We start from the raw sequence: 25264 nt of genomic DNA, 5'->3' as shown, positions 1-25264 counted from the left end.
AAAGTCGCTGATGGCTTGAGCGGCCCCTAAAATACCGATTCGATGTGTTCAGCTTGAAGTGAAAATTCATGCATCTCGATATTCGCCGAACGAGCTTTTTTCTAGCCTTATTTAAGGCCAAAGCCGTGATTAATCACCTAGAAGGCCATTACAAACTCATGGCACCCGTAATGTATGGCTCTGGGCTTAGGCTTTCAGAGGTATCGCGACTTAGAATTCAAGATATTGACTTTGCTAATAATTGCATCGTCGCTCGAGAGGCAAAAGGTGATGTGAGGCGAAGAACGCTTTTACCCACCTCAATAGAACAGCCACTTGAGCGACAAATTTTCTTTGCGCTGCAGCTACACGAACAAGATATCGACGACGGATTCGGTGAGGTATATTTACCCAGCGCATTAAACCGAAAGTACCCCAATGCCGCCAAAGAAGCAGCTTGGCAATACCTATTCCCTGCAGACAATTTATCAATCGACCCTCGATCCAACAAAAAGCGTCGGCATCATATTGGTGTTCAGCAAATACAACGTAGCGTTAAGACCGAAATCAAAGGCATTGGGATATGCCATCTCACCGACCCGGAAATTGAGTTTGTAGTGATCGCTGCAGGATGTAGCATAGTAGGCAATGCAGGAGCACATTGCCGAGGGAATCCGTAGGCCGGTGATTGGATCGTCTTTTCTTTTGGTTCTGTTTTCTTTTGACGAATCAAAAGAAAGTGAACTCGCCCAATAGGGCGAACCCTGTAATTCATTCCGCTCGATAACGGGCAAAACCCAAATTATTCAACCCAAAAAAAATCCCGCCAATTGGCGGGATTTTTAAACACTCAAAAGTTACAAGTGATTATTCACTGGCGTCTTCAGCTGGCGCTTCTTCTTTTGGCTCTGGTGCTGGTAGAGTTTCTTTAATCGACAGCTTAATACGGCCGCGATTATCAACATCCAAACACTTCACTTTAACCATTTGACCTTCTTCAAGGTAATCCGCTACTGCATTCACACGCTCGTGAGCGATTTGTGAAATGTGGACAAGACCATCTTTACCTGGCAAGAAGTTAACAAATGCACCGAAGTCTACAATGCGTACAACTTTACCTTCGTATGTCGCACCAATTTCAGCTTCAGCAGTGATCGCTTCAATACGCTCGATAGCCGCTTTCAAACCTTCGCCATCAGAGGCGTAGATTTTCACAGTGCCGTCATCGTTAATATCAATGCTAGCGCCAGTCTCTTCGGTTAGAGCGCGAATTGTTGCACCGCCCTTACCGATGATGTCACGAATCTTGTCAGAATCGACTTTCATGGTGTGGTACTGAGGAGCAGAATCAGAAAGATCTTTACGTGGAGCAGCAATGATCTTGTTCATCTCGGCAAGAATATGCAAACGCGCGCTTAATGCTTGCTCAAGCGCAATATCCATAATCTCTTCAGTGATGCCTTCGATCTTGATATCCATCTGCAACGCAGTAATACCATCCGCAGTACCGGCCACTTTAAAGTCCATATCACCTAAGTGATCTTCATCACCTAAGATGTCAGTTAAAACAGCAAACTTATCGCCTTCTTTAACCAAACCCATCGCAATACCAGCAACAGGCGCTTTTAAGGGTACGCCGGCATCCATTAACGCCAAGCTAGCACCACATACAGAAGCCATAGAGCTAGAACCGTTAGATTCAGTAATTTCACTGACTACACGCATGGTGTAAGGGAAATCATCAGCGTTTGGCAGCATTGCTGCAACACCGCGGCGCGCTAAACGGCCGTGACCGATTTCACGACGGCCAGTAGCACCCATGCGACCACACTCACCAACAGAATAAGGAGGGAAGTTGTAGTGCAGCATGAAGTTATCTTTGCGCTCACCTTCTAGAGCATCAATAGTTTGCGCATCGCGGGCAGAACCCAAAGTTGCAACCACCAATGCTTGCGTTTCACCGCGAGTGAACAACGCAGAACCGTGCGCTTTAGGTAATACACCCACTTCCACCTGAAGACCACGAACCGTTTTGCCATCGCGACCATCAATACGCGGCTTGCCTTCAACAACAGCATTGCGCACAGTGGTTTTTTCGAGTTTGGCAAACAACCCGCTAACGTCATCAGCATCGATACCGCTATCTTCTAACGCTAACTCACTAACAGCTTGCTGACGCAATTCACCTAAACGCTCATAGCGCTTGGCTTTGTCGGTAATTTGGTAAGCCGTAGCAACAGATTCGGCAAAAGTCTCTTGGATTTTACCGTAAAGCGCAGTATTCACTTCTTCTGCTGCCCACTCCCAGCGTGGCTTGCCGGCGTCTTTAACAAGCTCGCTAACTGCAGCCACAACCGCTTGCATTTCTTGGTGCGCGTACAATACAGCACCCAACATGATGTCTTCTGGCAATTCGTTCGCTTCAGATTCCACCATTAAAACAGCGTCTTTGGTACCGGCAACAACCATATCCAATTCAGATTCAGCCAAAGCCGAATAGCTAGGATTCAACGAGTAACCGCCCGCTTGGGTATAACCAACACGTGCAGCGCCAATTGGGCCATTAAAAGGAATACCAGAAATAGACAATGCAGCCGATACACCGATCATGGCGCAAATATCTGGATCGACATCTTTTTCTGCCGAAATAACCGTACAAATCACCTGTACTTCGTTAAGGAAGCCATTTGGGAAAAGCGGACGGATAGGACGGTCGATAAGACGTGAGGTTAATGTTTCTTTTTCACTTGGACGCGCTTCACGCTTGAAGAAGCCACCAGGAATTTTTCCCGCTGCGTAGGCCTTTTCTTGGTAGTGCACAGATAACGGGAAGAAATCTTGACCCGGCTTTGCTGATTTTGCTCCAACAACTGTACACAAAACGCGGGTTTCACCCACACTTGCTAATACAGCACCCGTTGCTTGACGAGCGATACGGCCAGTTTCGAGCGTGACCGTGCTATCACCATATTGAAATTGTTTAATTACAGGATTCACTTTTTTATCCTTTATATTCTTTTCAGGCTTACTTTATATTGACTTACTTTACACTGCTTACAAATACCAGCTTTAACGTAAACTGCGGCTAACAACAAAATACGAACAGCCAAATTGTTAAAACTGGAAAATAGCCGATTGTTAACCACATTTTCACACCAGCTTATCGGCTTTACTTGGCCTAACAGTGTGATAGCAGTATCACCAAAATCGACTTTTACAAAACATATTAGGAATGACTTATTTGCTACAACGCCATACAGCAAAAAGCACAAAAAAGTGCCCGCATATGCGGGCACTTTTACAATAGCTAACTTAGCGACGTAGACCCAACTTCTGGATAAGTGCTGAGTAGCGGCTGCTGTCTTTTGATTTCAAGTAATCCAACAACTTACGACGTTGGTTTACCATGCGAATCAAACCGCGACGTGAATGGTGATCTTGCTTGTTACCAGCAAAGTGACCTTGCAGCTTATTGATGTTCGCCGTTAACAAAGCAACTTGAACTTCAGGTGAACCAGTATCGCCTTCAGCTTGTTGGTTGTCTTTAACGATTGCAGCTTTTTCTTGTGGGCTTAGAGCCATGGAAGTTTCCTCTTAATTTAATGTTGAATATGCACCCGTGACCAAGAAGGCTAAGCCAACAAGAAACGGGAAATACGCGGCCTAACCGTGCATATCGACAGTTAGGTCGGTTTGCGGCGCTAGCAGCAACCACAAATTCTTAGTGCTAACGCAAATTCTTAGTGCCAACGCAAACTCTAATGGCATACGTTAAAAGCAAAAGCCTTTCGCGCTATACAGCGTAGCTCAATATACAACTAAACGCTTGGGCGCAAGTACACCGTCATCGACGACTTCTGCAACGCCTAAAAATTGGCCACTTTCATTGCGCACGCGCACTTTATCACCTTGCTGCGCGACTTGATAGACCCCATCCACGATGACCGGCTGCCCAACAGCAAACGCCTGCACAGCTTGTGCATTAATCGTAATTTCTGGAATATCGTTAATGGTGGCATCAATAGGTTTTAATAGGTGATCAAGCGTGGCAGGCTCGCCGTCGCCGCGGCTTTGTTCAAGAGCTTCGAGAGTCATCATGTGCTCCTCGAAAAATGGGCCCGCTTGTGTTCTATGCAATACAGACACATGGCCGCCCACCGCTAATTGCTCGCCGATGTCGTTCGCCAAACTACGAATGTAAGTGCCTTTACTACAGCGCACATGCACATCCACTTCGGCCACCTCACCTAAGCGAATTGCGAGTATTTCAATTGCGTAAATTGTAATAGCGCGCGGTTTGCGCTCGACTTCTTTACCTTCGCGCGCAAGTTTGTATAGAGGCTGCCCTTGATACTTCAAGGCCGAAACCATTGGAGGCACCTGCTCTATAGGCCCAACAAATTGGGTTATCGTCTCTCGGATTTGCGCTTCTGTTACTGCGCTCGCATCGCGAACCTCTAGCACCTCGCCTTCAGCATCCAAGGTCGAGGTATTAACACCTAAGCGAAAAGTACTGCGATAGGCTTTATCGGCATCAAGCAAGTGTTGCGAAAACTTAGTCGCCTCACCAAAACATAAAGGCAACACACCCGTAGCCAGAGGATCTAGCGCACCCGTGTGGCCTGCGCGATTGGCATCAAACAAATAGCGCGCACGCTGCAAAGCCTGGTTAGACGTTAAGCCTTGCGGCTTATACAACACCAAAACACCGTGAACGGCACGACCATTTTTACGACGACGCCCCAAGCTTATTGCTCGCTATCGTCTGTATCATCCGCGCGCTTGGCCTTATCGGCTGCGACGGCTTTATCAATCAAACCACTTAACACGCCACCTTGGTGGGCGGTAAAGTCATAATAAAACATCAATTTGGGGGTTGAGCGCATGGTGAGTTCTTTGCTGATTAAACTGCGCAAAAAACCTGCTGCCTTGTTTAGGATTACAACAGCTTGCTCACAACCTTCTTTTTCTGCACCCACCACCGTTACATACACTTTTGCAATGGATAAGTCGCGCGCAACATCAACGCTATTAACGTTAACCATACCTACGCGCGGGTCGCGGATTTCAGCGGGGATCATCTGCGCGAGCAGACGCTGAACAGCGTCTGCTACACGATCAGAACGAGTAAATTCTCGAGCCATAAATTAGGCAGGCGCGCTTATAGCTCGCGCGCCACCTCCTTCACATCAAAGACTTCGATTTGATCACCCACTTTAACGTCGTAGTTTTTCACACCGATACCACACTCGGTACCGTTGCGTACTTCGTTCACGTCATCTTTAAAGCGGCGCAGCGATTCTAGCTCACCTTCAAAAATCACCACGTTATCGCGCAATACGCGAATTGGCTTATTACGGTAAACAGTACCTTCAGTCACCATACAGCCGGCCACCTGACCAAACTTAGGTGAACGGAATACTTCACGCACATCAGCAATACCAACAATTTCTTCAACGCGCTCTGGTGCCAACATGCCGCTAAGAGCAGACTTCACCTCATCGATTAATTGGTAAATGATGCTGTAGTAACGCAATTCGATAGATTCGCGCTCGGCAACTTTACGGGCGCTTGCATCTGCTCGCACATTAAAGCCAACAACAATGGCACCGGATGTTAACGCCAAGTTGATATCGTTTTCGGTAATACCGCCAACGCCATCGCCCACAATATTCACTTCAACTTCGCCATTACCCATATCAAGTAACGCTGCAGAAATGGCTTCAAGCGAACCGCGAACATCGGTCTTAAGAACGACCGGCAAGATTTTCTTCTCGCCATTTTCGCCCATATTGGCAAACATGTTTTCAAGCTTAGACGCTTGCTGGCGCGACAAGCGCTCTTGACGCTCTTTCTCGGCACGGAACTCAGCCACTTCACGCGCTTTGCGCTCGTCTGGCACAACACCAAACTCGTCACCGGCTTCTGGCGTACTAGCCAAACCTAAGATTTCTACCGGTGTTGATGGCCCAGCCTCTTTTACGCTTTGCCCAAGCTCATTACTCATGGCGCGTACGCGACCAAAGCTTTGACCTGCAAGCAAGATATCGCCACTGCTTAATGTACCGCTTTGAACCAACAGCGTTGCAATAACACCACGACCTTTGTCCATGCGTGATTCAATCACCACACCACGCGCAGGCACGCCTACTTCGGCTTTAAGCTCTAGCATCTCAGCCTGTAGCGCCACAGCTTCTAGTAGCTGATCGATGCCCTGGCCGGTATGTGCCGAAACTTGGATAAACTGTGTATCGCCGCCCCAATCATCCGGAACAACGCCTTTCGCAACTAACTCATTCTTCACGCGATCAGGATCAGCAGATTCTTTGTCGCACTTGTTAATAGCAACAACCATAGGCACTTCAGCGGCTTTAGCGTGCTGAATAGCTTCTTCGGTTTGTGGCATTACACCATCGTCTGCGGCGACAACAAGAATCACAACGTCTGTACATTTTGCACCACGTGCACGCATTGCCGTAAACGCGGCGTGTCCAGGTGTGTCTAAGAAGGCTAGCTCGCCTTGGCTAGTAGATACGCGGTAGGCGCCAATGTGCTGCGTAATACCGCCAGCTTCACCCGAGGCCACTTTCGCTTCACGGATATAATCCAAAAGCGATGTTTTACCGTGATCCACGTGCCCCATTACCGTCACAATAGCGGAACGAGAAATTTCTTCACCGGTAGTCGCCTGCATAATCTCAGATTGGAAAGCCTCTTCGACCGCATCCGAGCTAATCAATACAGGGTTGTGGCCCATTTCCTCAACAACGAGCTGTGCAACTTCTTGCTCGATAGTTTGATTAACCGTTGCCATCACACCCATTTTCATTAGGTGCTTAACAATCTCGCCGCCTTTCACGCTCATTCGCTGAGCAAGCTCAGACACCTGAATATTTTCAGGGATTTTCACATCGTGCAATATTTTGCCTGCGGGCTTTTGGAAGCCATGTTTGTTTGCAATTTTGATGGTCTTACGCTCGTTGCGTTTTTTGCCACCACGCGACCGCTTAACACCACGATCTTCGTCAACTTCATCCAGATAACTCAGTACCGCTGAACCTTTCTTAGGTGCAGGCACATCAGTTTTCTTAATAGCCTTACCGGCTTTCTTGTTGTGCTTTTTAACTTCTTCTTCGGCTTCAATAGGCGCTTCGGCTTTGATTTTTTTCTTGCCGTGCTTGTGCTTTTCAGCTTCAACTTTTGCCGCCAGTTCTTCAGCGGTTGCCACCCGGGGCGCCTCTTCAGGCTTTTTAACGGCCTTCACTTTCTTGAGCTTGTCTGCCGCTTTTTGACGCTCAGCCTCGGCTTTTTCGCGCTTGCGCTCTACCTCTAAGCGCTCTTCTTCGGCTTGTGCTTTACGGCGAGCCAAGGCGCGTTGGCGCAAAATTTCGGCGTCATCGACAAAGCTAGAACGAATAGGAGCAGGTTTTTTAGCTGCCGGTTTTTCTTCTTTTGCTTCAGGCTCAGCCTCAACTACAGGCTCTTCTACCTCAGCAACAGTTTCCTCTGGCGCGTCGGCCACAACTGGCTCTTCTTCAACGGGCTCAGGTTCAACAACAGGTTCCTCAACCACTGGCGCAGGCTCTTCTGCGGCAACAGGGGCTTCAACAACCTCGGGCACCACCTCGACTTCAGGCTCAACAACCGGCGCTGGTGCAACAGCTTCAGCCACTTCAGTTTCTTCTGCGGCCTCATCGCGCTTAACATAGGTGCGCTTTTTACGCACTTCTACATTAACGGTCTTGCGACTAGAGCCGCTACCCGTTTTGAGCGTACTTGTTGTTTTGCGCTTAAGTGTGATTTTCTTCGGAGCTTCTGCCGCTTCACCACCGTGCACAGTTTTCAAAAAACCGAGCAACTTTTGTTTTTCTTCGTCAGATACCACATCGTCGGCCGACGATTGAGACAAACCTGCCTGCCCCATTTGCGTTAACAAACGCTCGACGGAGGTGCCGACGGACTTGGCGAGCTCGCTTACGATTACTTCTGCCATTTTAATTCCTCTGTCGTTACTTATTCATCTTCCTGGGCAAACCAGGGTTCGCGGGCTTTCATAATCAAAGCGGCCGCGCGTTCTTCATCCATACCATCCACTTCCATAAGCTCGTCTACCGACTGCTCAGCAAGGTCTTCCATACAAATCACCCCACGTTTTGCCAACGTGAAGGCTAAAGCCCTATCCATACCTTCCATTGTTAAAAGGTCTTCTGCAGGCTCGGTTTTATCGAGTTCCTCTTCCGCAGCTAGCGCTTTGGTTAGCAAGGCATCTTTGGCTCGGCTTCGCAGCTCTTCGGCGACATCCTCATCAAAACCGTCAATTGCCAAAAACTCTTCAAGCGGAACATAAGCCACTTCTTCTAGCGTGGTAAAACCTTCTTCTACCAATACTTCAGCAACTTCCTCTTCAACATCCAGCGCCTCCATAAAGGTATCAATAACGCTGCCTGTTTCCGATTGTTGCTTTTCGTTCCACTGATCAACGCTCATGACGTTGATTTCCCAGCCTGTTAGCTCAGATGCCAAGCGCACGTTTTGGCCACCGCGACCAATCGCTTGCGCCAAGCCTTCTTCTGCAACGGCAACATCCATACTGTTGGTATCTTCGTCGATAACAATCGATTCGATTTCAGCAGGCGCCATGCCATTAATTACAAACTGAGCAGGATTTTCGTCCCACAAAATAATATCGATACGCTCGCTAGCAAGCTCGTTAGATACCGCCTGCACACGCGAACCACGCATCCCCACACAAGCACCTACAGGGTCGATACGGCCATCGTTGGTGTAAACAGCGATTTTTGCGCGCGAACCTGGGTCACGCGCCGCGCCGCGAAGTTCGATAACTTCCTCAGCGATTTCTGGCACTTCAATTTTAAACAGCTCAACCAGCATTTGTGGGCACGAGCGGCTTAGGAAAAGCTGCGGCCCGCGAGTTTCGCTGCGGATATCCAATAAAATGGCACGCACACGGTCATTCATGCGGAAAATTTCGCGCCCAACTAGCTGGTCGCGAGGCAGTAAACCTTCTGCGTTACCGCCAAGGTCTACAATAATATTGTCACGTGTCACTTTTTTAACAGTGCCCGATACCAGCTCACCGACTTGGTCGCGATACATATCGACAATTTGTGCGCGCTCTGCCTCGCGCACTTTTTGCACAATCACCTGCTTCGCCGTTTGCGCGGCAATGCGGCCAAATTCGGCGTTATCAATCACTTCGCTGTAAATATCGCCCACTTTGAGCGATGTATCTTTTTCATGCGCTTCTTCGGTGGTGAACTGGGTACCCAGCTCAGCCATCACATCATCAGCCATCACTTCCCAGCGACGCTCAGTAATGTAGTCGCCAGTTTTACGATCAATAGTTACAATAATGTCGGATTCTTCATCAAAACGTTTTTTTGCCGCTGAAGCCAAAGCCAATTCAATGGCTTGGAAAATCACTTCACGGTCGACGCCTTTCTCGTTAGATACCGCATCTGCAACCAATAAAATTTCTTTATTTTTCATGGAAAGCCTCTGCATCAGTCCCTAAAAGCGGGGGATAATATTTGCTTTATCGATTAGTTCAAAAGGAAGTAGGTACTCTTCGCCATCGGCCTCTAAAACGACTTCATCGTTTTCGACTCCTTTTAAAAGGCCTTTAAAATTACGACGACCGTCAAAAGCGATTCGCAGACGGATGCTGGCTTTTTCACCAACACTCAATGCAAATTGCTCAAGCTTAAAGAGCGGGCGATCCATACCAGGAGACGAAACTTCCAGTACATATTCACCACTAATTGGGTCTTCTACATCGAGGACACTACTAGACTGCCGACTAACGTTTTCACAATCTTCAACGCCAATGCCTTCAGGCTTATCGATATAAATACGGAGTACGGCGCGGTGCTTACCCTGAGGCATATATTCTAAGCCCCATAATTCACACCCAAGCGAGGCCACAACCGGACCGAGCAAGTCTTCTAAACGCTGCTGAATAGATGCCATATAGTTGATTAATACTCTGTTTGAACACGTGCGCTAAATCACTCTATAAACACAATTAGTGCTGCGGGACCTAGGTACACTTTAAAGAACAAATAAAAAATGGGCCTATAGCCCATCATCTTTCTGGTTTTCTAGCGCATATCACTAAGCGTATGTGCTTTAATCCAGATAATAAAAAACCCCATATAGGGGTTAAAAACAATCTAGCGGAGGAGAAGACACTCAAACAAACACTAGATATTGAACTGCAATCGGCGCGAATTATAGTGACCTAAACCACTTATAGCAAGACGCCAACCCAGCAACCGCCTACTTTTTCAACAACTGGACCGCCATGCGCCTGATACACAAGCTAATACAGCAGCCTCGAAAAATAGACAGGCACAAAAAAACCCAGAATAATCGTCAAAAAAACGCTTATTCTGGGTTTTCTCGACTAAGCAAAAAACTTGCTTAGAATTGGTAGCGGGGGCTGGATTTGAACCAACGACCTTCGGGTTATGAGCCCGACGAGCTACCAGGCTGCTCCACCCCGCACCTGCATTCCTCTATCTTCTGGGCTAGTGCCCTTCCGATGGGGCGCATATTAGAGATGTCGGCCTATCACGTCAACCACTTTGTGATATTTTTTTGTATTATGGCTCAGACACTTACATTACGTTCAAACAATACACTTACAGTGCATTTCTTAAACCAAGCGCCCGCGGATGTGGCCGCAGATAAAATTGCTGCCGAATATAATCGCTCGCATAATGATCCAAATAATGCCCCAACAACTTCATAGGAACAGCCAATGGCACCTGACGCTGGCGATACTCCTCAATGGCATCAACTAGCTCTTGCCGAAAAGGCCCAGACACCTCCTCATTCAAATACCCCAATAGGTGATACAAAACATTACTATGCCCTTTATGGTTGGGGGCTTTGCGCGTGCCCGCCATTAGCTCACTGACATACTCATCCCAAACATGATCAATATCACCAACCCCCGCATTCGCCACTAACTGCCCGAGTTTTTTATAAATGGGGTTGCCATAAGACATAACAAAATATTTCAAACGTGAATGCAGGGCCACCAGCTTAGCTGCGCTTTTCCCCTCTTTAGCCTGCATACGTATTTCGTGGTATACAAAGACGCGCGCTATAAAGCTTTCACGTAGAACAGGGTCGTTCAAACGCCCCTCTTCCTCGACGGGCAAATTAGGATTAGCCTTCACCAACTCAGCAGCAAAGATACCCGAGCGTTTTTTCGGGTGGACGCCCTTATCGGTATACACCTTGGCACTGTACAAGCCACAGCTGGGAGAGTTTTTCATGAAGATAAAGCCACTTAATTCGGCGCCCATTCCCGCTTGGTCAACGCTGTAGCGACTTAATTCATCAGTAACATCAATAGTATTGTCGCCACTGCCTACAACACGCGGAGCATCAAAGTCGCCCTGTAGGCGGATAGCTGGGCGAGGAATACCTAAACCAATCGCCACTTCAGGGCAAACGGGTTGGTAGTCGAAATAAGGCGCCAAATCGCGGATGCAAAATACCGAACGCTTGTGCCCGCCGTTGTACCTTACTTCCTCACCTAATAAACATGCCGATATACCTATTGGTATTTTTTGCCCTTTTTCATCATTCATAGTCAATCAATCCCTCAAGGTTCACCGAAAAAAGCGCTAACAATAAATAACCTAATAGACGCTTGTACGGTACAGCGCAATATTAAGATCAACAACCACCCCTTAAACGCAAAAAGGCCGAAGCAAGCTTCGACCTTTAACGTTAACTCATAACCCTAGAAACCGCGCCCCCTAGGGTTATGATGACCTATATAGGCTGGCCACCGTAGTTAGACTGTGGCCGCTTTGGCGGGTCAGCCATAACATTCACATCAACCGATTGAATCTGGCCACCATTTGCCAAGAAAGCTTCGATATCAGCTTCCAACTGTAACCGCGCGCGCTCACGTTCAGCATCACTAGACTCAATACTATTAACCGCCTCCATGTCACTACTAACAGTATCAGAGGAGGCATCATTATCTAATACATCATCATATTCATCGCTCATAGTATTTCCTACGCCAAAAAACAAAATTAACAGACAAACATCCGATTCGCTGATTATTTATAGATGACCCATTAAAGGCTAGCCAGCAATTCTGATAATTTTCTTAGCTTGTTTTTTACTAACTTTTGCAACGAACTAAACACTTTGCTATTTGCAGACATTACGCCGATTAACGCAGGCAAACAGCCGATAAACGCCCTTCAGTTTTATTAATTGCGGCCACAAAAAAGCCCCTTAACGGGGCTTTGGGGACAACAAGGTAATACCGACCATTACTTAAACGGCATCAGGGCCGGTTTCGCCCGTGCGAATACGCACAATTTCTTCGAGCGACTGGATAAAGATTTTACCATCGCCAATCTTACCGGTTTGGGCAGCTTTAGTAATCGCCTCAACGGCCGATTCAACAACATCATCAGAAACCGCCATTTCAAGCTTAACCTTAGGCAAGAAGTCAACAACGTACTCTGCACCCCGGTATAGCTCGGTATGCCCCTTTTGGCGGCCAAAGCCTTTCACTTCGGTCACAGTCATACCTTGAACACCAATTTCAGACAGCGCATTACGCACGTCATCCAGCTTAAAAGGTTTTACAACTGCAGTAATCAGTTTCATGTGGGATCTGCCTTATCATAGTTTTATTATTGAGCACCCAAGCGGTGCATACTCTGCGGGCTCCAATCTACAACACAGCACCAAGAGAAGGCAAATTATCCTAACAAACAAACAAAAAAAAGCGGCCGAGCACAAGCTCGACCGCAAAATTTAACTACAACCAATGAAAGGGAAAGGGCAAAACCTACGTTTTGCCCTACAAACTTACTTACCGCCAGTAAACTCTGGGTAAGCTTCCATACCGCACTCGGCGATATCCACACCTTCGAACTCTTCTTCTTCGCTAACACGCACTCCAATGATGGCTTTGATAGCAAACCAAACAATTAAGCTGGTTACGAAGACCCAAACAAAGATGGTTAAAGCACCAACAATTTGACCGCTAAAGCTTGAACCGTCGTTAGTGATTGGCACCAACAATAAGCCCAACAAGCCAACAACACCGTGAACAGAAATAGCACCAACGGGGTCATCAATTTTTAGCTTATCTAGGAACAAGATGCTAAATACCACCAACACACCGCCTATAGCACCAAACAATGTAGCCTGTAATGCCGATGGCGTAGATGGCTCAGCAGTAATTGCGACCAAACCAGCCAGCGCACCGTTAAGCGCCATCGTTAAGTCGGCCTTACCGAACATAATGCGTGCAACCAATAGCGCCGCAACCAAGCCACCCGCTGCTGCTGCGTTAGTATTCATAAATACCACCGCTACAGAGTTGGCGCTTTCTACGCTGGCAGTTGCCAATACAGAGCCACCGTTAAAGCCGAACCAGCCCATCCAAAGGATGAACATACCCAAGGTAGCCAATGGTAAGTTAGAACCAGGAATAGCATTAACACTGCCGTTAGCGCCATATTTGCCTTTACGTGCGCCTAGTACAAGTACGCCTGAAAGCGCAGCAGCGGCGCCCGCCATGTGAACAATGCCAGAACCCGCGAAATCAGAGAAGCCCATATCACCCAAGGTGTACATGCCAAACACAGCATTACCGCCCCAAGTCCAGCTACCTTCCATTGGGTAGATGAAACCAGTCATTACAACGGCGAAAGCCAAGAAGGCCCAAAGCTTCATACGCTCAGCAACAGCACCAGAAACAATCGACATTGCCGTAGCAACGAAAACAACCTGGAAGAAGAAGTCTGCCGACGGTGCGTAAGTAGCAGGCTCATCAGCGCCAGCAACGCCGTCACCAGTAATACCAGACAAAAAGATATCGCCGCCGTACATAATCGCGTAACCGCACACAAAGTACATAGTGCAAGCGATGGCATACAAAGCCACGTTTTTAGTTAAGATTTCTGTGGTGTTTTTCGAGCGAACCAAGCCCGATTCCAGCATGGCAAAGCCAGCCGCCATCCACATAACCAGTGCACCGCAGATCAAAAAATAGAACGTGTCTAAGGCGTACTGCAATTCAAATATTTGGTTTTCCATTGTTATCTCCGGAAACGTCGAAATTACAGGGCGTCTTCGCCGGTCTCGCCGGTGCGAATACGTACAACTTGCTCGAGGGCCGATACAAAGATCTTGCCATCGCCAATTTTGCCGCTGTGTGCAGCTTTGCTGATCGCTTCTACAACCTGATCCACCTGAGTGTCCGCGACTGCAACCTCAAGCTTGGTTTTAGGTAAAAAGTCCACAACATACTCGGCACCGCGGTAAAGTTCGGTGTGACCTTTCTGACGACCAAAACCTTTAACTTCAGTAACAGTAATACCCTGTACACCAATATCAGAAAGCGCTTCACGCACAGCATCGAGCTTGAAAGGCTTGATAACAGCAGTAATTAATTTCATCGGACTGCTCCTAGTAATTTGCAGACTATGCTGCGTTTATAAAAATAAACCGCTCAGCTAATGCTGAGCGGTTGGGTTGAAATTATTCGCCTAAAGGTAGGGTGTAAGAAACCACAAACTTCATATCATCATCATCAGACTCATCGGCGATGAACTGACTAACTGTAAATGAGAGGTTATCGTTATAGGCATAGCTTACATTCAAATGCACTGGGCTACATGCTTCACCAGCATCTTCAGGTGCACACTGACCAACAGCGCCGCCGCCGCCAACATCATCCGAATGCATGCCGACTAATAACGAGAATGCACCAATATCAGCACCCAACGTGTAGTACATATAATCACCTGAGCTATTATCTTTACCAACGGGAATGTAAGCAGCAAAACTCATAGGACCGTAGCCCAAGCTCACTACAGCGTCAGTCCAATCAGTGAAATCAGTTTCATTATCATCCGTGTACCCAGCGCCCGTCGGATAGTTATAACTCCATACACTTAAGTCATAAGAAAAATCGCCAACAGAACCACCATAGCCAGCATACAAGTCATATTCTGTTCCAGCTCCGGTATCACCAGAAGACCCCCAAATACCGGCATAGAAACCAGCAGCACTAACGTTCAAATCACCAGATACAGCAGGAGTGCCTGATCCCAGATCGGCACCACGCCACAAGTAAGTGCTAGCCACACCAACCGAAGCGCCGACTTCAACTTCTGCTTGCGCAGGAGCCATTACACCAGCAGCCATTACAGCAGCAACAGATGAAGCGATAAGAGTTTTACTCAATTTCATAATGTTTTCTCCAAGAGTGATAGCAATATTGTTTTAAAATCTAACTACGGTGTCCGCAGTATTGTGCCTGAGCTATAGCAGGATGTTTGCCAACAAAATAAAAGCAATACAATTCAATAGGTTACACAAAAATCACCAACAAGACCCAACACCCAAGCGCACCACAAGGCACCAAAAAAAACACCTTGCGCGCACCAAAATGCATCGGCGCACTATTTTGGCGCGAAGCGAGTCGAATGCATAGGTTTTGTCGTCACTAACAGCCATTCAGTTATAAGGGAGGACGAGGCAGGCAAAAAAAACGCCTGCATAGCAGGCGTTTTAAAAAGGAGATATTCGTTACTGTCTATCTAATTCCAGCAAACGGATGCGAGCTTCGAGCTTTTGCGTTAGCAGCTCGAGCGCTTTAACTTTTTCAGCCAAGCCTTCTGGCTCAGCCTCTTTTTGGGGCGCTTGTGTGGCAGTAGCGCCGCTACCATTGCTAATCAAGCGAATATCTAAGCTGCCATTGCCGCCAGACACACCGGAACGCCCCGCATCACCTTGTGAGCCGTCACCGCCGCCAGCAACCCAAGAGCGGCTACCACTTAATGACTTTTTATTAACGTACTGGCCAGATGTACCAATACCCGCGATACCAGGCTGGCCACCCTTACCACGCAAACCACCAGAGATTTTCACTTCAATACTGTTGGTAAGGTCTTCTGTTACGCCATCGGCCAATGTGTAGTGAAAGCGGAATGTTCCGCCTTTACCGCCGCTACCGCCGGCACCACCGTCGCCTGCATTACCGCCTGCGGCAGTACATTTTGCGAAGTCCGGTACGTTTTGGCCATCGCCACCAGTACCGCCACGGCCACCATTGCCGCCGCTTAAGTCAACTTTAACCGTACCAAAGCTCACAACGCCCAACGACCAATGCACGCTAGCGCCATTTGTACCGCCGGCACCAATACCACCATCGCCGCCGGCTTTACCCGGTTGACACTGGCTAGCCTCGGTGTGGGATAACCCATTAACACCATCGCGGCCATCGCTACCACCGCCATCAATAATAACGCCATAACCAATGCTGGCTTCTTTCGCATCAACAATCCACATATCAACGCCATCACCCAATTTAATTTGGGCCTTGTCGTCAATGGTGAGTTTATCGAGGGAAAGTTTGGCTTGGGCTGAATCTATAACGTAAACAGAACCAGCTTGAATATGAAGGTCGGCGGCCAGAGCATGGGCACCTAGTGCTGAAAGGCACGCGAAAAGGGCTAATCGTTTCACGGTGGAATCCTGTACTTTTATATTTATGAATGGGTTGATTTGAACAGGTTTTACACTGCGCATCAAGCCAACCCGAAAAGGCTTCGCCAGGCACCGCATCGCCCCGGCTGCTGAACATGAGTATACATGACGCTCAGAGCGCGGGGCATTGCATTTTGTTTTTTGTGCATGGTGCACAGGTTGCGCTAGATTTAACGCCGCCCAACCTGCTAGACCGTTAAGTACTCACGTACACGGGTCTCATCCATCGCGCCAATATCACCACTCAAAACGGCGTTACCTCGGTCCATCACAACATAGCTGTCTGCTAGCGCTCGCGCAAACTCAAAGTATTGCTCTACCAGCAAAATTGCCATTTCACCACGATCGCGCAATATGCTAATCACATTATGAATATCCTTAATCACCGAGGGCTGAATACCCTCGGTAGGCTCATCCAGAATCAACAGCTGTGGCCGCATAACCAATGCTCGGCCTATTGCAAGCTGCTGCTGTTGCCCGCCCGATAGATCTCCGCCACGCCGATGCAACATATCGCGCAATACTGGGAACAAATCATAGATTTCACTATTAATAGCACGCTGCTTGCGCGGCAATACCGCAAAGGCTGTTTTTAAGTTCTCCTCGACAGTTAATTGCGAGAACACCTCCCGCCCCTGCGGCACATACGCAATGCCCGCTTTCGCGCGATCCGCCGATGACATTCGGGTAATGTCTTTACCCTGCCATAAAATACTACCGCCACTAACAGGGTGCCTACCTGAAACAGCGCGCGCCAAACTGGTTTTACCCACCCCGTTACGCCCCAAAATACTAGTAATAGCGCCCTTTTGCGCCTGCAAATCCACATCGAATAACGCTTGGCTTGCACCGTAAAATAAATTTAACTTTTTTGCCTCAAGCATCACTAGCGCCCCAAATAAACTTCAATAACCCGTGGATCAGCCGAAACAACATCCAACGTGCCTTCTGCTAAAACACTGCCTTCATGCAGTACCGTTACTTTGGTATCGAGCGCACGAATAAAATCCATATCGTGCTCAACCACTACAACCGAATGCTTCTGACTAATGTCTTTGAGCAACTTTGCAGTTTGCAGCGTTTCATAGTCCGTCATTCCCGCTGCGGGCTCATCAATTAGCAGTAGCTCTGGGTCCTGCATAATAAGCATGCCGATTTCCAACCACTGCTTTTGACCATGCGATAAGTTTTGCGCGTAATCAGCTTTACGCTCCTCCAGCCCCACTAACGTTAAGGTACTGGCCACGCGCTCGGCATCGCTATCGGCAAGCTTAAAAAACAAGGTTTGCCATACTCCGCGCCGCCCAGATAACGCCAACTCTAAGTTTTCCCAAACAGTTAAGCTTTCAATCACTGTAGGTTTTTGAAACTTGCGGCCAATACCTAAATTGGCAATATCCGCTTCATCATGCTTGGTTAAATCGGTAAGGTCTTTAAACTTTACTTCACCTTCATCGGGTTTGGTTTTACCGGTGATAATATCCATCATCGTGCTTTTACCGGCACCATTAGGGCCAATAATTGCACGAAGCTCGCCAGGGCGAATATCAAGCGATAAATTATTAATCGCTTTGAAACCATCAAAGCTTTTTGTTACGCCATTTAAGTACAAAATACTTTTGGGCTTATATTCCGCTACGCTAACCGACATTTATGCGCCCTCCACTTTTTGGTTTGAGGCTTGTTCGGCCTTTTTAGCCGCTCGCTTGTTGCGCAATTGCTCAGCTAAGCCAATAACGCCTTTAGGTAAATAAATGGTACTAACCACAAATAACCCGCCTAACATAAACAACCAAAACTCAGCAAAAATACCGCCGGTAAAATAGGTTTTGGCGTAGTTTACTAACACTGCACCAAGTAACGCACCATACAGCGTGCCGCGGCCACCAATAGCCACCCAAATTACAATCTCAATAGAATTTAAAGGATTAAATTCAGAAGGATTAATAATGCCAATTTGCGGTACATATAAAGCCCCCGCAATACCTGCAATCATCGCAGACACCACAAAAACAAATAGCTTGTAATGCTCGACCCTATATCCCATAAAGCGCGTGCGACTTTCGGCATCGCGTATTGCAACCAACACCCGCCCCTGCTTGCTTAGGGTAATGTATTTACACAATAAAAATGCTGCCAATACAGCTATACCCGTTAGCATGTACAAGACCAAGCGCGTAGCATCAGACTGCAAATCAAAGCCCAGAATATCTTTAAAGTCGGTTAAGCCGTTATTGCCGCCAAAACCAAAATCGTTCTGGAAGAATGCCAGCATTAATGCGTAGGTAAGCGCTTGGGTAATAATCGATAGGTAAACGCCTGTTACCCGCGAGCGAAACGCCAACCAACCAAATACAAATGCTAGTATGCCCGGCGCTAAAAGCACCAGTAATGCCGCAAACCAAAACTGATCAAAACCCTGCCAGTACCAAGGTAATTCCTGCCAATTCAAAAACACCATGAAATCAGGCAAATCAGCATTACCATAAACGCCGCGGTCGCCAATTTGGCGCATGAGATACATCCCCATGGCATAGCCCCCTAGCGCAAAAAAAGCACCGTGGCCCAAGCTTAAAATACCGCAATATCCCCACACCAAATCCAACGCTAGCGCCAACAAAGCAAAGCATAAGTATTTACCCAGCAAAGTAACGGTATAAGTCGGTACATGCAGGAAAGAACCCTCTGGCATTACAATATTAAGAAAAGGCACAATTATTAATACCGCCAATAACACCATAATGGTATTTCTTGCGGCTTTATCATTTTGAATTAAACGACCGATAAATGAATTTTTCATAATTAGTCCTCCACAAACCGGCCTTTCAGTGCAAACAGCCCTCTTGGCCGCCACTGAATAAACAATATAATAAAGATCAGCATCATAATCTTCGCCACTACTGCACCCATTGCGGGCTCTAGGAACTTATTAACCACACCTAAGCTCATGGCCGCAAAGAAGGTGCCCAATAAATTACCAACACCGCCAAACACTACAACCATGAATGAATCAATAATGTATTGTTGCCCCATGTTTGGTCCCACATTGGTGATTTGACTTAACGCAACACCAGCTATACCCGCAATACCCGAGCCCAAACCAAACGTTAAAGCATCCACCCAACTAGACCGAATACCCATTGAGTTGGCCATTGCACGGTTTTGCGTAACGGCGCGCATTTGCAAGCCCAATAGAGTTTTCTTCAGCAATAACACCAGTAAACCTAGCACTAACAAGCTAAAAATAATGATAAACAGGCGATTGTAGGTAAACCCTAGTGCGCCGTTAATTTCTAACATGCCACTCATCCAATCCGGTGTTACTACAGCCACATTGTTGGAGCGGAATGTACGTACTAATTGCTGCAGGAATAAACTCACCCCAAAAGTTGCCAGCAAGGTTTCTAGTGGGCGGCCATATAAATGGCGAATAATTGTGCGCTCGATAATTACCCCAACAGCACCCGACACTAAGAATGCAGCCGGAATGGCAATTAATATTGAGGCTTCTATCCATTGCGGGAAAACCTGCTGAATAGCAAAGGTCGTATAAGCGCCAAGCATAATCATTTCGCCGTGCGCCATATTAATAACACCCATTACACCAAAGGTAATTGCCAAGCCAATGGCCGCTAACAATAAAACCGAACCTAAGCTTAAGCCAAAAAATACTGTTTCTATAAAGGAGTAAACGCGAATTTTTCCATTAACCTTTTTTAACGCCGACTCTGCCGCTGCTACAACCTCAGCATCTTGCTCAACATATTGTCCCTCTTCTTTGGCCATTAACTGCTGCAGCAGTGATACTGCCGCCGGCTCGACCGTCAAAGACAGGATATCCACGGCTTTTAGGCGGGTTTCCTGATCATCAGAAGAGATATCAATGGTGGCTAAAGCTACCCCCATCAACTCTTTGATAGCTGGAATTTTCTCTTGCTTGTAGGCCTCAAAAATCAGTGGCCGCAAATCCTTATTCGGCGCCTTAATTAGGTTTTGCACCGAGGACTTTCTAACATCGGCAATTTTAGATTTTATTTCAATACTGGCTAATGCCGTACGCAGGGCACGTCGCAGCTTATTATTAATACGTATTTTTTTTACTTGGCGGCTGGTATAAGCCACTATTTCGTCATCAAGGATATTGCGAAAGCTCTCGCCTTCTTCAGCCACAATAGCACCGCCGTTTTTTACTACATATAACCGGCCATCTAACATCACTTGTAGCGTGGGCAACACCCTCGCATCATCAATTTCACTAAGCGCTTGCACAGCAATAGCTTTTTTTGAATACGATCCTTTACTCAATGTTTTTAATTCTGTTTCGAAGTCTGCAGCGGTTGCCAACGAAGCCATTAGGAAAATGCCTAACGCGCCTAGCCAACCCGCCATTTGCTTTACTCTACACATAAAAATCCCATTTTGAGGAACTGGCTGTTGTCAGCCTTATGAGCACCTCTAAAAATTAATTTTTAGAGGTGCTTTTATATTTTTAGGGGGAAAAAAAACGCGATCAATCTACGTAAACTAGGTTTACACAAATTAACCGCGTTGTATTTGCACGTTTAGCCGCGAAAGAAGCTGCTAAAAATGAGTGCTATTAATAGTTTTGACCAGAGCATTTACCGGTTTTAATATTAAAGTTCCCGCAAGCGATAGGCTTAGTCCAATCTGCCACTAAGTTAGCTGATTCTGGTAAAAAGTCTGTCCATGCATCACCAATAACGCCGCCGGGAGTTTGCCATACGGTTTCAAACTGGCCATTTTCTTGAATCTCACCAATCAATACAGGCTTAGTTAAGTGGTGATTGGTATTCATAACCGCAATGCCGCCGGTTAAGTTAGGTACAGTAATGCCATACATAGCTTCGCGCACGGCATCTACTTCAGCAGTACCGGCTTTTTCTACCGCTTTTGCCCACATTTCAAAACCAATATACGTGGCTTCCATTGGGTCGTTAGTTACACGCTTTTTGTCTTTGATGTATTTGTGCCACTTGGCAATAAATGCATCATTGGCTTCACTTTCAGCGCTCATAAAGTAGTTCCACGCCGCCAAGTGCCCAACCAATGGCTTGGTATCAAAACCTGAAAGTTCTTCCTCACCCACCGAGAAAGCCACAACGGGGATATCTTCAGCCGTAACGCCAGCATTGGCCAACTCTTTATAAAACGGTACATTCGCATCACCGTTTACAGTAGAAACAACAGCTGTCTTTTTACCTGCCGAGCCAAACTTCTTAATGTCTGCAACACGTGTTTGCCAATCGCTGTGGCCAAAAGGTGTGTAGTTGATAGAGATATCGGCTTTTTTAACACCTTTACTAATTAAGTATTGCTCCAAAATTTTATTGGTTGTACGTGGGTAAACATAATCGGTACCTTCTAATACCCAACGCTCTACGCCTTCTTCATTCATTAAGTAATCAACCGAAGGGATCGCCTGCTGGTTAGGTGCCGCACCGGTGTAAAATACGTTTTTAGAAGACTCTTCGCCTTCGTACTGTACGGGGTAAAACAGCAAGCCATTTAGCTCCTCGATAACGGGCAATACCGACTTACGAGAAACCGATGTCCAGCAACCAAAAATCACATCGACCTTATCTTTTTCAAGTAATTGCTTCGTCTTTTCTGCAAATAAAGGCCAGTTAGAGGCTGGATCAACTACTACTGCTTCAAGTTTTTTACCCAGTAGCCCGCCTTTTTTATTTTGCTCTTCAACCATCATTAACACAGTATCTTTTAGTGTTGTTTCACTGATAGCCATAGTGCCAGACAAAGAGTGAAGAACACCGACCTTAATGGTATCTGCAGCTTGAACCACCATTGCCCCTGTCGTAAGCGTTGCTATTGATATAGCCATGCTCGTCTTTTTAATAATACTCTTGAAAGAATGCTTCATCGTTTTCTCCAAAATAGCAGTGTTAATATTCTTGTTTTATACGATTAATTAAATCCTACTGAAAACACGCTTCAGCAAATCAGGATGACCTGTAAGAGCAGAAATAATGCCAAGCTCATGTATTGGCCTAATTTTTTTCTAATACGGGCGTGAAAGCCGCTGAATAGCGGCTAAGGCACTTAATGGTGGATTTATTTTAAACAGCAGGAAATAGACGGAAAAACCAAAAATAGCCCCACTTGGGTGCAAAAAATAGAATGAGTGCAGCGTAAGAAACAAAATAGTGCAGAAGCCGCATCGAGGCGTTTTGGTAGTTAGTGCCAGCAATAACAACTAAAAAAGAAGGGAAACATCAGATAAAATGGCAAAAAAGCGGTAAAAAATAGAATGCCTCCTACTTTTTACCGCTTTTCTAAGCGTAGCAATCAACCTCAAAAGAATTTTTTTGGCTACCCCCTATGCCCATTTGGTGCAAAAAAACGCAACGGACTTCGCAAAAAAATACGACACCAACGCCAATCCCGCCACCGACAAACTTGCACCGCCAGCAAAGCTATAAAGGCCCCCCACCACTTCCGTACTATGTGCTAAGCCGTGAACAACAAAAAGCACGGCCGCAACAATAGGCGTTAGCGCCCCTAACTGGGTTCTAGCAAACATCAATACACCAATAACCACCACCGAGGCTAAAACAGATACTTCTACGAGTTTTAGCTGAGCGCCATCAATCGTCCCCGCCAACACAATACTCGTGAAAAATAACGCCACCACAGCCAAAACACTTTTAAGCGCCACACGGCGCGATAGGGTAGACAGCCATGCACCAAGGCAAATCACCGCCACCAAATGGTCTAGCCCTGTTAACGGATGAAGAATACCCTGCCAAAAGCCACCCGTACTACTTGCGCCATGCGCCAATGCAGGGGCTGAAAGCCCTAAAAGTGCAGCCGTCATTACAATTTTCTGAATTTTCATATGATTCCCCGTTGACTACTGTTTTTTAGGGCTAAGCATGCCCTGCGTTTCTATAAATGACACAATATCCGCAACACCGGTGCCGTCTTTTAAATTACTGAATACGAAAGGCTTATCGCCACGCATTTTCTTAGCATCGCGATCCATAACCGATAAATCAGCACCCACTAGCGGTGCCAGATCAATCTTGTTAATAATAAGCAGATCCGATTTGGTAATGCCCGGCCCGCCCTTACGGGGTATTTTATCGCCCGCCGAAACGTCAATAACATAGAGTGTTAAATCGGATAACTCAGGGCTAAAAGTTGCCGCTAAGTTATCGCCACCACTTTCAATTAAAATGATGTCCAACCCTTCAAAGCGGTCATTGAGTTCTGCTACCGCAGACAAATTCATCGATGCGTCTTCACGAATAGCCGTATGCGGGCAGCCACCCGTTTCAACACCAATAATACGATCCTGCTCTAGCGCTTCGTGACGCAATAAAAACTCGGCATCTTCACGGGTATAAATATCATTAGTAATCACGGCGATGTTATAACGGCTTTTTAATTCGGCACATAAGGTTTTGACCAGTGCTGTTTTACCAGAGCCCACTGGGCCGCCTATACCTAACCGTAAAGCCGGTTTGTTCGGTTGAATATTACTCATACGGAATCCTTAAGATCGAAATAGTCGTGAATATTGGTATTCGTGTAATGTCGACGCCAACACTTGACCCGGCAAGCTGGCACCTAGGTTGTCATCGGTTGCGTCTTGCGCTGCCGCTATCGCCAAGGGAATGGCCGGCAGCAATTGAATTAATAATTTTTGCGCCGCGGTTTGCCCCAGCGGTACTATTTTAGTCGCTGCGGCAACTTGGTTTTCTAGCCAGCTATAGGCAAAACTCTGTAATAAATCGCCGATAGGTATTTTCCAGTGGTTGCCAGCCAGTGCAAACATCACCGCAAAACTGGGCTTTTCTTTGAGGGCGTTAATGGCGTCACTCGGAAAATCTAAATCAGCTAATAACCGGCTTAGTGCCATGCCGAGCTGTTCATCCTCTAGCAGCAATTCGCTGGTTTCGCGGCAAGCTCGCAAAAAATAGTTCCAGTGATTAACCGTGGTATAGTTTTTTTCGCCCCACGCTTGATAACAGCGTATTAGAACGGGTAAATCTAAACTGCCAAGCCCGTGTAATAAAACACCGCGCAGCCAATCTGCCACGCTATCAACCGTTGTTAATTTACCGTGATCAATCGCGTACTCTAGCCCTTGCGAATAAGCGTAAGCCCCTACCGGCAATGCTGGGCTAGATAAATGCAGTAAATGCAACAACGACTGAGAGCAGTGCGTCACAGGCTCCGCCGATTGTAATTTAATGGTCATGCGAATGACTGTGGCCGTGACCTGCTGAATGCCCGCCGGCGTAAGCGCCCGGTTCAGGCTGAAAAGCCGCTTTTTCGCACTCTACATTTAAACCCAAACCGCGCACCATATCGTCTAATACGTGATCGTGCTGATAACGCAAAAAAGCATCTGTAATTTGTAATGGCACATGGCGGTTCCCGAGGTGGTAAGCCGCGCGCGTTAGCTCCAAAGAAGTTTTTGCATAAACCGTGCTCACGCTTTCGGGCGCCGCAACAACCACGGCTACCTCACCGGTAGTGCACTGGAGTAAATCGCCATCTTTTAGTACATGGCCACGCTCAATAAACCAACCCAACGCCTGCCCGCATACCGTTTGGCTACGATGTCGGCTTTTTTGCCTGTCGTCAAAGGTTAGCTCCAGTGTGAGTGTTGCCGCTGGCGTCTGCCCAGTAATAAGCGAATGTGCTTCTAACATAAATATCCTAACAAACTTAA

At 46.9% G+C, this 25264-nt stretch carries 24 protein-coding genes and 1 tRNA gene; 1 reads left to right on the top strand and 24 read right to left on the bottom strand.

The features are described from left to right. The first annotated feature begins 68 nt into the window (after positions 1-68). On the top strand, positions 69-659 hold the full coding sequence (locus MARGE09_RS08465; RefSeq protein ID WP_236986896.1) for a tyrosine-type recombinase/integrase: 591 nt from the start codon (positions 69-71) through the stop codon (positions 657-659). A 187-nt stretch (positions 660-846) separates the two neighbouring features. Here MARGE09_RS08465 and pnp read toward each other — a convergent pair whose 3' ends face one another. The 24 genes from pnp to ureE form a co-directional block, all read right to left on the bottom strand. Further along, positions 847-2976: a polyribonucleotide nucleotidyltransferase gene (gene pnp, locus MARGE09_RS08460; RefSeq protein ID WP_236986895.1), complete on the bottom strand. Its 2130-nt coding sequence runs from the start codon at positions 2974-2976 to the stop codon at positions 847-849. A 315-nt stretch (positions 2977-3291) separates the two neighbouring features. Further along, entirely contained in the window at positions 3292-3561 is a 270-nt protein-coding gene (gene rpsO / locus MARGE09_RS08455; RefSeq protein ID WP_236986894.1) for a 30S ribosomal protein S15, read from the bottom strand. A 225-nt stretch (positions 3562-3786) separates the two neighbouring features. Next, positions 3787-4725 (bottom strand): tRNA pseudouridine(55) synthase TruB, encoded by a 939-nt coding sequence (truB, locus tag MARGE09_RS08450; RefSeq protein ID WP_236986893.1) that lies wholly within the window; start codon positions 4723-4725, stop codon positions 3787-3789. Positions 4726-4727: 2 nt separating this feature from the next. Further along, on the bottom strand, positions 4728-5123 hold the full coding sequence (rbfA, locus tag MARGE09_RS08445; protein ID WP_236986892.1) for a 30S ribosome-binding factor RbfA: 396 nt from the start codon (positions 5121-5123) through the stop codon (positions 4728-4730). A 17-nt stretch (positions 5124-5140) separates the two neighbouring features. Beyond that, positions 5141-7972 (bottom strand): translation initiation factor IF-2, encoded by a 2832-nt coding sequence (gene infB / locus MARGE09_RS08440; protein WP_236986891.1) that lies wholly within the window; start codon positions 7970-7972, stop codon positions 5141-5143. 20 nt (positions 7973-7992) lie between these two features. Continuing rightward, entirely contained in the window at positions 7993-9489 is a 1497-nt protein-coding gene (gene nusA / locus MARGE09_RS08435) for a transcription termination factor NusA (protein ID WP_236986890.1), read from the bottom strand. Between the two features lie 21 nt (positions 9490-9510). Then, entirely contained in the window at positions 9511-9969 is a 459-nt protein-coding gene (rimP, locus tag MARGE09_RS08430) for a ribosome maturation factor RimP (RefSeq protein WP_236986889.1), read from the bottom strand. Positions 9970-10429: 460 nt separating this feature from the next. Further along, positions 10430-10506, bottom strand: a tRNA-Met gene (locus tag MARGE09_RS08425). A gap of 137 nt (positions 10507-10643) precedes the next feature. After that, entirely contained in the window at positions 10644-11603 is a 960-nt protein-coding gene (locus tag MARGE09_RS08420; RefSeq protein ID WP_236986888.1) for a YbgA family protein, read from the bottom strand. 187 nt (positions 11604-11790) lie between these two features. Continuing rightward, positions 11791-12033 (bottom strand): hypothetical protein, encoded by a 243-nt coding sequence (locus MARGE09_RS08415; protein WP_236986887.1) that lies wholly within the window; start codon positions 12031-12033, stop codon positions 11791-11793. A 276-nt stretch (positions 12034-12309) separates the two neighbouring features. Then, complete coding sequence (locus MARGE09_RS08410) at positions 12310-12648, bottom strand: P-II family nitrogen regulator (protein ID WP_236986886.1); 339 nt, start codon at positions 12646-12648, stop codon at positions 12310-12312. A 204-nt stretch (positions 12649-12852) separates the two neighbouring features. Beyond that, positions 12853-14088: an ammonium transporter gene (locus MARGE09_RS08405; protein ID WP_236986885.1), complete on the bottom strand. Its 1236-nt coding sequence runs from the start codon at positions 14086-14088 to the stop codon at positions 12853-12855. Positions 14089-14111: 23 nt separating this feature from the next. After that, the gene (gene glnK / locus MARGE09_RS08400) at positions 14112-14450 is read right to left on the bottom strand and encodes a P-II family nitrogen regulator (RefSeq protein ID WP_236986884.1); all 339 of its coding nucleotides are present in this window, start codon (positions 14448-14450) and stop codon (positions 14112-14114) included. Between the two features lie 82 nt (positions 14451-14532). Beyond that, positions 14533-15246 carry a TorF family putative porin gene (locus MARGE09_RS08395; RefSeq protein WP_236986883.1) on the bottom strand — a complete coding sequence of 238 codons (714 nt, stop codon included), beginning with the start codon at positions 15244-15246 and terminating at the stop codon, positions 14533-14535. A 339-nt stretch (positions 15247-15585) separates the two neighbouring features. Further along, entirely contained in the window at positions 15586-16524 is a 939-nt protein-coding gene (locus tag MARGE09_RS08390; RefSeq protein WP_236986882.1) for a hypothetical protein, read from the bottom strand. A gap of 209 nt (positions 16525-16733) precedes the next feature. Continuing rightward, entirely contained in the window at positions 16734-17429 is a 696-nt protein-coding gene (gene urtE, locus MARGE09_RS08385; protein WP_236986881.1) for an urea ABC transporter ATP-binding subunit UrtE, read from the bottom strand. A 2-nt stretch (positions 17430-17431) separates the two neighbouring features. Continuing rightward, a complete protein-coding gene (urtD, locus tag MARGE09_RS08380) occupies positions 17432-18196 on the bottom strand; it encodes an urea ABC transporter ATP-binding protein UrtD (RefSeq protein ID WP_236986880.1) in 765 nt (254 codons plus the stop codon). After that, positions 18197-19345, bottom strand: a complete 1149-nt coding sequence (gene urtC / locus MARGE09_RS08375; protein ID WP_236986879.1) for an urea ABC transporter permease subunit UrtC — start codon at positions 19343-19345, stop codon at positions 18197-18199. Between the two features lie 2 nt (positions 19346-19347). After that, positions 19348-20952, bottom strand: a complete 1605-nt coding sequence (urtB, locus tag MARGE09_RS08370) for an urea ABC transporter permease subunit UrtB (protein WP_236986878.1) — start codon at positions 20950-20952, stop codon at positions 19348-19350. A 190-nt stretch (positions 20953-21142) separates the two neighbouring features. Continuing rightward, positions 21143-22444, bottom strand: a complete 1302-nt coding sequence (urtA, locus tag MARGE09_RS08365; protein WP_255711919.1) for an urea ABC transporter substrate-binding protein — start codon at positions 22442-22444, stop codon at positions 21143-21145. Positions 22445-22900: 456 nt separating this feature from the next. Then, positions 22901-23419, bottom strand: coding sequence for a HupE/UreJ family protein (locus MARGE09_RS08360; protein WP_236986877.1), 519 nt, complete (start codon positions 23417-23419; stop codon positions 22901-22903). A 15-nt stretch (positions 23420-23434) separates the two neighbouring features. Further along, complete coding sequence (gene ureG / locus MARGE09_RS08355; protein ID WP_236986876.1) at positions 23435-24070, bottom strand: urease accessory protein UreG; 636 nt, start codon at positions 24068-24070, stop codon at positions 23435-23437. Between the two features lie 9 nt (positions 24071-24079). Then, the gene (locus MARGE09_RS08350) at positions 24080-24787 is read right to left on the bottom strand and encodes an urease accessory protein UreF (protein ID WP_236986875.1); all 708 of its coding nucleotides are present in this window, start codon (positions 24785-24787) and stop codon (positions 24080-24082) included. Next, a complete protein-coding gene (ureE, locus tag MARGE09_RS08345; protein WP_236986874.1) occupies positions 24777-25244 on the bottom strand; it encodes an urease accessory protein UreE in 468 nt (155 codons plus the stop codon). The genes MARGE09_RS08350 and ureE overlap by 11 nt, the downstream gene beginning before the upstream one ends. Between the last annotated feature and the right edge of the window lie 20 nt (positions 25245-25264).

This window comes from Marinagarivorans cellulosilyticus (assembly GCF_021655555.1).
In the GTDB taxonomy this organism is placed as follows: Bacteria; Pseudomonadota; Gammaproteobacteria; order Pseudomonadales; family Cellvibrionaceae; genus Marinagarivorans; species Marinagarivorans cellulosilyticus.
The sequence above is the reverse complement of the archived record's forward strand: the minus strand, read 5'-3'. Positions and strand labels throughout refer to the sequence as shown.